Source organism: Enterobacter sp. RHBSTW-00994, from assembly GCF_013782625.1.
Classification (GTDB): Bacteria; Pseudomonadota; Gammaproteobacteria; order Enterobacterales; family Enterobacteriaceae; genus Enterobacter.
Map to the genome: position 1 here is coordinate 2611391 of NZ_CP056199.1, position 11509 is coordinate 2622899.

At 49.5% G+C, this 11509-nt stretch carries 12 protein-coding genes; 3 read left to right on the plus strand and 9 right to left on the minus strand.

What is annotated here, in order from left to right; genetic code table 11:
- The first annotated feature begins 91 nt into the window (after positions 1-91).
- The gene (locus HV346_RS12535) at positions 92-388 is read left to right on the plus strand and encodes a YciI family protein (protein ID WP_181619673.1); all 297 of its coding nucleotides are present in this window, start codon (positions 92-94) and stop codon (positions 386-388) included.
- A 31-nt stretch (positions 389-419) separates the two neighbouring features.
- Here HV346_RS12535 and leuE read toward each other — a convergent pair whose 3' ends face one another.
- Together leuE and HV346_RS12545 are read right to left on the minus strand one after the other, a co-directional pair.
- Entirely contained in the window at positions 420-1055 is a 636-nt protein-coding gene (gene leuE, locus HV346_RS12540) for a leucine efflux protein LeuE (RefSeq protein WP_181619674.1), read from the minus strand.
- A 183-nt stretch (positions 1056-1238) separates the two neighbouring features.
- Positions 1239-1412 carry a YciY family protein gene (locus HV346_RS12545; protein WP_181619675.1) on the minus strand — a complete coding sequence of 58 codons (174 nt, stop codon included), beginning with the start codon at positions 1410-1412 and terminating at the stop codon, positions 1239-1241.
- A 143-nt stretch (positions 1413-1555) separates the two neighbouring features.
- Here HV346_RS12545 and cls point away from each other — a divergent pair, with 143 nt between their 5' ends.
- Together cls and HV346_RS12555 are read left to right on the plus strand one after the other, a co-directional pair.
- Entirely contained in the window at positions 1556-3016 is a 1461-nt protein-coding gene (gene cls / locus HV346_RS12550; protein ID WP_181619676.1) for a cardiolipin synthase, read from the plus strand.
- A gap of 33 nt (positions 3017-3049) precedes the next feature.
- Positions 3050-3379, plus strand: coding sequence for an HI1450 family dsDNA-mimic protein (locus tag HV346_RS12555; RefSeq protein ID WP_181619677.1), 330 nt, complete (start codon positions 3050-3052; stop codon positions 3377-3379).
- A 31-nt stretch (positions 3380-3410) separates the two neighbouring features.
- Here HV346_RS12555 and HV346_RS12560 read toward each other — a convergent pair whose 3' ends face one another.
- The 7 genes from HV346_RS12560 to HV346_RS12590 all read right to left on the minus strand — a co-directional run bounded on the left by HV346_RS12560 (position 3411) and on the right by HV346_RS12590 (position 11341).
- Positions 3411-4247, minus strand: coding sequence for an ion transporter (locus HV346_RS12560; RefSeq protein ID WP_249415087.1), 837 nt, complete (start codon positions 4245-4247; stop codon positions 3411-3413).
- A 47-nt stretch (positions 4248-4294) separates the two neighbouring features.
- A complete protein-coding gene (gene oppF / locus HV346_RS12565; protein ID WP_181619679.1) occupies positions 4295-5299 on the minus strand; it encodes a murein tripeptide/oligopeptide ABC transporter ATP binding protein OppF in 1005 nt (334 codons plus the stop codon).
- Positions 5296-6309: an ABC transporter ATP-binding protein gene (locus tag HV346_RS12570; protein WP_181619680.1), complete on the minus strand. Its 1014-nt coding sequence runs from the start codon at positions 6307-6309 to the stop codon at positions 5296-5298. Before HV346_RS12570 ends, oppF begins: the two co-directional genes overlap by 4 nt.
- An 11-nt stretch (positions 6310-6320) precedes the next feature.
- Positions 6321-7229, minus strand: a complete 909-nt coding sequence (oppC, locus tag HV346_RS12575) for an oligopeptide ABC transporter permease OppC (protein ID WP_181619681.1) — start codon at positions 7227-7229, stop codon at positions 6321-6323.
- A 12-nt stretch (positions 7230-7241) separates the two neighbouring features.
- Positions 7242-8162, minus strand: a complete 921-nt coding sequence (oppB, locus tag HV346_RS12580) for an oligopeptide ABC transporter permease OppB (RefSeq protein ID WP_181619682.1) — start codon at positions 8160-8162, stop codon at positions 7242-7244.
- 124 nt (positions 8163-8286) lie between these two features.
- Entirely contained in the window at positions 8287-9921 is a 1635-nt protein-coding gene (gene oppA, locus HV346_RS12585; protein WP_181619683.1) for an oligopeptide ABC transporter substrate-binding protein OppA, read from the minus strand.
- Positions 9922-10693: 772 nt separating this feature from the next.
- Positions 10694-11341, minus strand: a complete 648-nt coding sequence (locus HV346_RS12590; protein WP_181619684.1) for a YchE family NAAT transporter — start codon at positions 11339-11341, stop codon at positions 10694-10696.
- Positions 11342-11509: the final 168 nt, after the last annotated feature.

The window sequence follows — 11509 nt, forward strand, 5'->3', positions numbered from 1 at the left end:
AAGGTTTTAACATTCTCGTTATCTTTACATTGCAGTCAATTGTGCTTTCACATAACGTAAATGACACTTTTAAAGGTTAAGGAGCTACTCCGTGCTTTATGTCATTTACGCCGAAGATATCGCAAATTCCCTGGAAAAACGTCTTTCTGTACGCCCAGCCCACCTGGCTCGTTTACAGCTGTTACATGATGAAGGCCGTTTGTTAACCGCAGGCCCAATGCCAGCAGTAGACAGCAACGATCCAGGCGCGGCAGGTTTTGCAGGTTCAACAGTGATTGCTGAATTTGACTCCCTGGAAGCCGCGCAGGCCTGGGCTGAAGCGGATCCGTATGTCGCAGCAGGCGTTTACGCTAAAGTCACAGTACGACCGTTTAAGAAAGTATTCTGATGTGAAAAAGGCTCCCTCAGGAGCCTTTTACTCAGTGCAGCGACGCCAGGCGCGCGGCAAATCCTACAAACAGCAGTCCTATCAAGCCATTCCCCAGCTTCGCCAGTTTCTTTTTGGTTTTCAGATAACGGGTGACAAATGCACCGGAGAAAATCAGGAAGCTCATATACATAAAGCTAATCAGTTCAAGCGTGGTCGCAAGGATCAGGAACGATGCGCCCGTATTTTCCGCTCGTACATCAATGAACTGCACAAAAAACGAGACATAAAAGAGGATCGCTTTTGGGTTGGTCAGGCTTAATACCAGCGAGCGTTTCATGATCATGCTCGCTGGCTCAGTGCCGTTTTCATGTGCGTTATTCTGACGGGTAATAACCGACCACAACATTTTGCCACCCAGCCACAGCAAATAAAACGCACCGAGGTAGCGAACAATATTGAATAAGACCGGGGTGGTCTGAATCAGTGCGGCGACACCAGCCCAGGCCAAAAACATCAGCACCGCATCGCCAATAAAAACACCCGTGGCGGCCAGATACCCTTTTTTAACGCCATGCCCAATACCCGTTTTGAGAACAAACAAGGTATTCGGACCTGGCACTAAGACGATAAAAAATGCACCGACAACATATGTCCAAAAGTTAAGCACACCAAACTCCGTAAACACCTCTTCCTCCTTTTGCTAAATCAATACGTAAATACCGCTGCAATGGCAGTATCCACTCAATAATAACTTGTCATACGCCGTGATAACCCTCAATCGATATAGAGGATCTGTGCTGGAGGGATAGCGCGGTGTTTGATAATCAAGAGATAAACATCGGGCACCTTAACGGTGCCCACGGGGTTCTCAGAGATCCTGGACGGCAAACAGTAACGCGTTACGGTGTCTGCTCATTCCACATTTTCTGATGGCGTGAATACGCATATTGCGGCGGGATTGTGCTTCCAGCCAACGAGCCTTGCGACGACTCACCTGTCGCAACATGCGCCAGCGCCCTACTTCTGTTCTACTGCGCTTCATGTCTACAACTCTATCTCTAACAGAGCCGTCATTATAAACCCTGCGCGGCGGCAGACCAGCGCTTTTATCTGCCGTTTTTATTTGCCAGATGAATCCTGATGCGTACACTCATAACAATACGCTTTCAAAAGGATTTTTTATTTATGACAACCTTCTACACCGTGGTGAGTTGGCTGGTCATTCTGGGATACTGGCTGCTCATTGCGGGCGTAACGTTACGCATCCTGATGAAGCGCAGAGCCGTACCCTCCGCCATGGCCTGGCTTCTGATCATCTACATTCTTCCACTGGTAGGGATTATTGCGTATCTCTCCTTTGGCGAACTGCATTTGGGAAAAAGGCGAGCTGAGCGCGCCCGCGCGATGTGGCCTTCAACCGCCAAATGGCTCAACGATCTTAAAGCCTGTAAACATATCTTTGCCGAAGAGAACAGCAGCGTTGCGGCTTCGTTGTTCAAATTGTGTGAACGTCGTCAGGGCATTGCCGGAGTAAAAGGCAATCAGCTCCAGCTACTGACGGACTCTGACGATGTCATGCAGGCGCTGATCCGCGATATTCAGCTGGCGCGACATAACATCGAGATGGTGTTCTATATCTGGCAGCCTGGCGGTATGGCCGATCAGGTGGCGGAATCGCTGATGGCCGCCGCGCGTCGGGGAATTCATTGTCGGCTGATGCTGGATTCCGCAGGCAGCGTCGCATTTTTCCGTAGCCCCTGGGCGGCAATGATGCGCAATGCGGGTATCGAAGTGGTCGAGGCGCTCAAGGTGAACCTTCTGCGTGTCTTCTTGCGCCGAATGGATCTGCGCCAGCACCGCAAAATGATCCTGATTGATAACTATATTGCCTACACCGGCAGTATGAATATGGTCGATCCCCGTTTCTTCAAACAGGATTCAGGCGTGGGGCAATGGATTGATCTCATGGCTCGCATGGAAGGCCCCGTTGCAACCTCCATGGGTATCGTCTACTCCTGCGACTGGGAAATCGAAACCGGCAAACGCATTCTGCCGCCACCGCCCGATGTCAACATCATGCCGTTTGAAGAGGCCAGCGGGCATACGATCCATACCATTGCCTCGGGTCCTGGCTTTCCGGAAGACCTTATTCATCAGGCCCTGCTGACCGCAGCCTATTCGGCGCGCGAATATTTGATCATGACCACGCCCTATTTTGTTCCGAGCGATGATCTTCTGCACGCCATCTGTACTGCCGCACAGCGCGGTGTCGATGTCAGCATTATCATGCCGCGCAAGAACGACTCCGTTCTTGTCGGTTGGGCAAGCCGGGCCTTCTTTACCGAGCTGTTGGCGGCCGGGGTGAAGATTTATCAGTTCGAAGGCGGGCTTTTGCACACCAAAAGCGTGCTGGTTGATGGCGAACTCAGTCTGGTTGGGACGGTCAACCTGGATATGCGCAGTCTGTGGCTCAATTTTGAAATCACGCTGGTCATTGATGATGCCGGATTTGGCGGTGATCTGGCCGCGGTTCAGGACGATTATATTTCCCATTCTCGCCTGCTGGATGCCCGGTTGTGGGTCAAACGACCAATGTGGCAGAGAATTGCCGAACGACTGTTTTACTTCTTTAGTCCGTTGCTGTAAAACGTGCCCAACGATGTTAAACAGGTAGTCATCATGGAAATGGATCTGAATAATCGCCTGACTGAAGACGAAACGCTTGAACAGGCTTACGATATTTTTCTCGAACTGGCGGTTGATAACCTCGATCCCGCAGACGTGATTCTCTTTAACCTGCAATTCGAAGAGCGCGGCGGCGCAGAATTGTTCGATCCATCAGAAGACTGGAACGAACATGTTGATTATGACCTGAACCCTGACTTCTTCGCTGAAGTGGTTATTGGTCTGGCAGATACCGACGGTGGTGAAATCAACGATATCTTTGCTCGCATCCTGTTGTGTCGCGAGAAAGATCACAAGCTGTGCCATATTCTCTGGCGCGAATAATAAAAAAGGCTGCGTATGCAGCCTTTTTTATTTAATCAGGGAGTTCGTTACCACACCTGCTGCAATAGCGCGCACTATGTTCGTGGCCTCTCTGCTGGCATTTTAAGCACTGGCGATCTAACTGCCGTTTCTGAAACGCCGAACTCATGTGCGTTGTAATCAATCCTGTCGGGATCGCAATGACCGAATAACCAATCAGGATCAACACTGACGCCACAATACGTCCAAGCGGTGTGTGCGGTGTAATATCACCATATCCCACCGTTGTTACCGTAACGATTGCCCAATAGACAGATGCATTCAGCGTTGTAAATCCGTACTTAGGCCCCTCAATCAAATACATCAGTGCGCCAAAAACAATCATCACGATGGCAATGAATGAGTAGAACAGAATCAGCTGGTGACGGGCACTTAATATTGCACTCCAGAAAACCCGTAATGACGGCATAAAACGCAACAGCTTCAGAATACGTAATACGCGAACAGCACGCATCGCTCGCCAGGCGAAAACATAATCCAGGCTGATTTCCGGCCAAAGCCACATAACATAAAGTGGCAAAATGGTGGCTAAATCAATAAAACCCCAAAAGCTAAAAACGTATTTCGCCGGATTAGGCCAGCAGAAAACACGGAGCAGATATTCAAGGGTAAAGACCAGCGTGACAATAAGTTCCAGCCAGACAAAAACATGCCATTCATCAAAGGTCAGGTGATACTGCAACCCAGCACCGGATTCGACAAAGATAATCGCAACGCTTAATAGTGCGAACAAACCGCATAAGGCTTCGAAGCGACGCCCGGATAACGTTTTCGGGTCAAATAACAACTGGTATAGCCGCCGACGGGCTGACGTGAATAAGTGCGACACATTAACCTCGCAAAAAATAAGGGCTGACATTATGTCAGCCCTTGCGATTATAACGGGTCTACCTTCAGGCAGGAAACCGCATGGCGGAAACTGCCTTCCAGAACCGGTCGCGTTTGCGCGCATTCCGGTCCCGCTAACGGACATCTCGTCCGGAAGACGCAGCCAGAAGGCGGGTTAATTGGCGATGGCAATTCACCTTCCAGAAGCTGGATCGTTTTATTTTTCTCCAGGTCTGGATCCGGAACCGGTACAGCCGACATCAGGGCTTTGGTATAAGGGTGCAGCGGATTATGGTACACCTCATCATACGTGCCCAGTTCGACGGCATGCCCCAGATACATCACCAACACACGGTCAGAAATGTGTTTTACCACGGCCAGGTCGTGCGCAATGAAGATCAGCGATAACCCCATTTCCCGCTGCAATTTCTGCAACAGGTTAACCACCTGCGCCTGAATCGACACGTCGAGCGCGGAAACGGGCTCATCACAGATGATCAACTTCGGCTCCAGAATCAACGCACGCGCAATACCAATACGCTGACACTGACCACCTGAGAATTCATGTGGATAACGGTTGATGAGGTTTGGCAGCAGCCCTACTTTCATCATCATCGCTTTCACACGGTCACGCACTTCCTGACGCGGCATTTTCGGATGATAGGTGCGCAGTGGCTCGGCAATGATATCGCCGATGTTCATACGCGGGTTTAGGGATGCCAGCGGATCCTGGAAAATCATCTGAATGTCGCTTCGCACCTCACGCCATTCATCCGGTTTCATGCCAAGCAGGTCGTTACCCAGCCAGGCCACTTTACCGTCGGTGGCTTTTACCAGGCCAATGATGGCGCGGGCAAAGGTCGACTTACCACAGCCAGACTCTCCCACTACGCCCAAGGTTTCCCCTTCGTACAGACGCAGAGTAACGCCATCGACCGCTTTCAGTGTCTTTGGCGGCTGCCAGAACCACTGTTTGCCATCTTTAATGTCGAAGTGCACCTTAAGATCGGAAATCTCGAGCAGGACGTTACGTTTTTCGTCTAATGCGTTCATACCAGTTCCTCCTGCGGCTTAAAGCAGGCGCGCAGACGGCCTGGTGCAAACTCCTGTAACGGTGGCGCACTGTTACAGATTTCCATCGCATGCGGACAACGAGGCTGGAACGGACACCCTTTCGGCAGACGCAGCAGGTTTGGTGGGTTTCCAGGGATGGTCAACAGGGATTCACCTTCCGCATCCAGACGCGGGACGGCATTGAGCAGACCGATAGAATATGGATGCGCAGGATGATAGAAGACATCTCGCGCTTTGCCATACTCCATGGTACGACCCGCATACATCACCAGTACTTTGTCACAGATCCCCGCCACTACACCCAGGTCATGGGTGATCATGATGATGGCCGTGTTGAATTCGCGCTTAAGCTCGTTCAGCAAGGTCATGATTTGCGCCTGAACGGTAACGTCCAGCGCCGTGGTCGGTTCGTCAGCAATCAGCAGTTTTGGCCGACACAGCAAAGCCATCGCGATCATGACGCGCTGGCGCATCCCACCGGAAAACTCATGCGGGAACATGCGCATACGCTTACGCGCTTCTGGCATTTTCACCGCATCCAGCATTTTAACGGACTCTTCAAACGCTTCAGCTTTTCCCATGCCTTTATGCAGCATCAGTACTTCCATCAGCTGCTCGCCAACACGCATGTACGGGTTCAGCGAGGTCATCGGATCCTGGAAAATCATTGAAATCTGCTCGGCACGAAGCTTGTTCAGCTCCTGCTCCGGCAGATTAAGGATCTCTTTACCGTTGAAGGTCGCAGACCCACCTATGCGTCCGTTTTGCGCCAGCAGTCCCATCAGCGCAAATGCGGTCTGGGATTTACCGGAACCCGACTCACCCACGATCCCCAATGTCTCACCGGCACGCAGGTTAAAGTTCAGGTCGTTTACCGCAGTAACATCGCCATCTGGCGTTTTAAAGGTGACACGGAGGTCCTTAACGTCCAGCAAAACCTTGCCCTGCTGTTGCGCCTGAGGCGCAGATGCCGTTTCAATAATCGTCATAACGGCGCTCCTTAACGGTCTTTCGGGTCGAGGGCATCACGCAGGCCATCGCCGATAAAGTTGAAACAAAACAGGGTAACAACCAGGAAACCCGCCGGGTAAAGCAGCAGCCATGGAGACACTTCCATTGAGTTCGCTCCATCGCTAAGAAGCGCGCCCCAACTGCTCAGCGGCTCTTGTGTACCCAGACCCAGGAAGCTCAGGAAAGATTCGAACAGGATCATGCTCGGAACCAGCAGTGAGGCATACACCACCACCACACCCAGTACGTTAGGGACAATGTGGCGCACCACGATATTCGCGGTAGAAACACCACCAACCTGCGCCGCTTCAATGAACTCTTTACGTTTAAGGCTCAGGGTTTGACCACGAACGATACGTGCCATATCCAGCCAGGAAACCATCCCAATGGCAACGAAGATCAGCAAGATGTTCTGACCAAAGAAGGTGACCAGCAGGATAACGAAGAACATGAACGGGAAGGAGTTTAAGATCTCCAACAAACGCATCATGACGGAGTCGACTTTACCGCCAAGATAGCCGGACAGTGAACCATAAAGCGTTCCGACAATCACCGCCACCAGCGCGGCGGCGATACCCACCATTAATGAAATACGTCCACCGATTGCCACACGCACCAACAGATCACGTCCAGAAGAGTCCGTGCCAAAGTAGTGTCCGGATGCCATATCCGGCGCACTGGACATCATCCCCCAGTCGGTATCGAAATAGGTGAACTGCGATAACACGGGAGCCAGGGCGACAAACAGGGCGATCACAACCAGCACAATGAGACTGGCTACGGCCGCCCGGTTATGCATGAAACGACGACGCGCATCCTGCCAGAGGCTACGGCCTTCAACTTCGAGTTTTTCACTGAAGTTTTCCAGCGCCTCGCTGTTTTTCTTACTCAACATCATGGCGTGCTCCAGTTAGTAACGAATTTTCGGGTCGATAACGGCATAGAGCACATCGACAATCGCGTTAAAGAGAATGGTCAGCGCACCCACAAGAATGGTAAGGCTCAGCACCAGCGAATAATCGCGGTTGAGCGCGCCGTTGACAAACAGTTGACCAATTCCTGGCAAACCATAGATTGTTTCGATAACCATAGAGCCTGTAATGATACCGACGAAAGCCGGTCCCATATAGGACAGTACAGGTAACAGTGCTGGCTTGAGAGCATGACGGAAAATAATCCGGCGCATCGGCAGCCCTTTCGCGCGAGCAGTACGGATGAAGTTGGAGTGCAGTACTTCAATCATCGAACCGCGCGTGATACGCGCAATACTGGCGATATACGCCAGCGATAATGCCACCATGGGCAAAATCATGAACTTCAATGCCCCGCCGTTCCAGCCGCCTCCCGGCAGCCATTTCAGCGTGATGGCAAATATCATCACCAGCAATGGCGCGACAACGAAACTGGGTATAACCACCCCGGTCATTGCGACCCCCATCACGGCATAATCCCATTTGGTATTTTGTTTAAGCGCAGCGATAACGCCCGCAGCGACACCGAGAACGACAGCCAGGAAGAATGCCGCAGCACCTAATTTAGCGGATACCGGGAAGCTTGATGCCACCAGGTCGTTAACGGAATAGTCTTTATATTTGAATGACGGTCCAAAATCGCCATGCGCAAGTTGCTTCAGATAATTGAAGTACTGCGTAGAGATTGGATCGTTTAAGTGATATTTCGCTTCGATGTTGGCCATAACTTCTGGCGGCAACGTACGCTCACTGGTAAATGGACTACCTGGCGCAAGACGCATCATGAAGAACGAAATGGTAATAAGAATAAAGAGCGTCGGAATCGCTTCAAGACAGCGACGTAGGATAAATTTCAACATTGCCCGTACCTTCTGGCGTGTGCCTTTTACACATTCTTATTCAGGCGAACCAGAAAAATAATGTGTATATAGTGCGATGAATTAAGACACAGTGGGGCAAATGACTTTGCCCCACGGATTGCCATTAATGCTTAATGATGTACAGATCTTTAGTATAGATGTTGTCCATCGGATCTTTACCGGTATAACCGCCAACCCATGGTTTCACCAGGCGGGCGTTAACATAGTAATAGACCGGTACAATTGCAGAATCTTTGCCTAACTGTTGTTCTGCTTTGTCATACAGTGCGGAGCGTTGTGCTTCATCAGTGGCTTTCAGCGACTCTTTCATGATCGCATCGAACGCCGGGCTCTTATAATGCGCAGTGTTCATTGAGCTGTCTGACAGCATGGTATTCAGGAAGGAGGTTGGTTCGTTGTAGTCAGCACACCAGCCGGCACGCGCCACGTCATAAGTTCCCTGATGACGAGTATCCAGGAAGGTTTTCCACTCCTGGTTCACCAGTTTCACGTCCACACCCAGATTTTTCTTCCAGATAGAAGCGGCAGCGATAGCCAGTTTTTTGTGCAGGTCAGAAGTGTTGTAAAGCAGGTTGAAGGTCAGTGGTTTATCCGCTGTGTAGCCTGCTTCAGCCAGCAGTTTTTTCGCTTCTTCGTTACGTTTTTCCTGAGTCCAGGTGAACCACTCTGGTTTGGTCAGTTTCGCACCATCTGCATATGGCGGGGTGTAGCCGAATGCTGGCAGGTCGCCTTGCGCTTTCACTTTGTTTACGATGATATCGCGATCCAGACCCAGTTTCAGCGCAGTACGAACGCGTGCATCGGTGAATGGTGCTTTCTGGTTGTTGATTTCATAGTAATAAGTACACAGATACGGGTCGACGTGCACTTCGGTTGGGATCTCTTTCTTCAGTTTCTGGAAGAGTTCGATCGGCAGGTTGTTATAGGTCATGTCGATCTCACCGCTGCGGTAGCGGTTTACATCTGTCACTTCAGAGGAGATCGGCAGATAAGTAATCTGGTCTACGACAGTTTTCGCGTTATCCCAGTAATTGGTGTTACGCGCCATTACGATACGTTCGTTAACAACCCAGTCAGTCAGCTTATATGCACCGTTAGTCACGATATTCGCTGGCTGAGTCCACTTCTCACCGAATTTTTCGATGGCGGTTTTGTTAACCGGAGACATTGCCGGGTTAACCAGCAATTTGTAGAAATACGGAACAGGCTCGCTCAGCGTGACTTCCAGAGTGTGGTCATCAATTGCTTTGACGCCAAGTTCTGACGGCGCTTTTTTACCGTCGATAATTTCATCAACGTTCAGAATATGACCGTACTGCGGATAGCTGGCGTAAGGCGAAGCCGTTTTTGGGTCAACCAGACGTTGCCAGCTATAAACGAAATCTTGTGCGGTAACAGGTTCACCGTTGGACCATTTTGCGTCTTTACGCAGGTGGAATGTCCATACTTTGAAGTCTTTGTTATCCCAGCTTTCAGCAACACCTGGAATCGGGTGACCATCTTTGGTAGAGGTAATCAGCAGGCCTTCGAACAGGTCACGGCTGATGTTTGCTTCAGGAACACCTTCAATTTTGTTTGGATCCAGCGACTGCGGTTCAGCGCCATTGTTACGAATCATGGTTTGCTTTTCTGCCAGCGTAACGCCAGCAGGAACATCGGCTGCCATTGCCATATTACCCGCGATTAGCGCAGTAAAAATTCCCGCGGCAATCAGACTTTTTTTTGTGATGATGGACATTGTGTTGATACTCCACTCATTATAATTACTGGCGTTTGCCAGCTGTGTAATCCCCTGTTGGGGCCTGTACAGCGCAGGAGTTTTTTTTGCTGCTGTCAGGTTCTTTTTTTACTTCTTGCTATCACCGACTTCATTATTACTGACCGCTCGTATGGCCGTCTTGCGTCGATTCTTGACACGCCTCCCCTGTTTGAGACGTGTGCTGGATATTCGGGACAAGTTCTATATGAAAATAATTCTCATCTACTTGTTTAATGCCGCAAAATATAAGGCCGGAAAGTATCAAATGGCGTAATCTCGCGCCAATACATTTTGCAAATTTGTTAAGCAATTCTCTTTTACGACGATCGTCGTTTCTATGGGGGCAGCCTTGCCGCACATCTGATACCAATTGAAACCTATGGTATTCAATGTGATAGAGACAAAAATCCCTATAAGCGCGTCGCTGCGCTATCATTGACTGGTTTTGTACGAAAATTTAACAACTGGTTATTATTTAGCACATTCTTCTAACGGAACGTTGAAATTACTAATATCATTTCGGTTATCGCTCAGCAAGCCCCAGAGTATCATGTGAGTAAAATAACAGACCGTTTGCATGGTTTCTGTGCAGGCCAACGACACCCAAAATATTAACTCATTGAAATTTAAGTAAAAGACATTATTAGTAGAATTTATTATGGCTTGTGTGCATTTCAACTTTATTTATATGATTTGCTGATAATCACGTAAAAAAACGGAGCCACAGGCTCCGTTCTTTCGAATGAAATGTTCAGTGTAATAACCCGGGGAAAATGCTTTTAATGCCGGTGACGATGAATTCGATCCCCAGAGCCATCAATAACAGCCCCATGATACGAGTTATCACGTTAATACCTGTTTGCCCAAGCAAACGAACAAGCCAGGGAGCAATGCGGAAAACACCCCAACAGCACAATGCAAAAAGCGCAATCGCTACGGAGAACCCAATAAGATGCATCAGATTGTGGTATCGCGTGCCCCATACAATGGTAGAACTGATCGCCCCTGGACCGGCCATCAGTGGCAGTGCTAAAGGGACCACCCCGATACTTTCGCGAATCGCAGTCTCTGACTTCTCTTGCTTGTTTTGCTTATCCTCACCCAACTTACCGCTGATCATTGACATCGCAATGGTGACGACAAGGATCCCACCAGCAATGCGAAACGAATCAATTGAAATACCGAAAATCTGTAAAATCGCATCGCCAAGATAAAGAGAGGTCAACAAAATGATGCCCACAGACAGATTTGCCGTCAGGTTGGTTTTATTCCTGGCAGCGGCTGTCTGGTAACTGGTCATACTAATGAAGACTGGAATGATGCCTACTGGGTTAACCAGTGCAAACAGACCAATAAAGAACTTAAAATATGTAGGGAAATCAAAGAGCGTTTGAATCACGTTAAGCTCCGCCTATGCACATGGCCAGGGACATAAATTGTGTCATGATAAAACCGCGCTGAAGATACGCTTTTTATCAGCACACTTCACCAGAAATCTATGTCAAAACGCTATCATTTCACTATGTTAAGTTTTTGTGGTATCTATGATAGCGCCACTTCCAATACT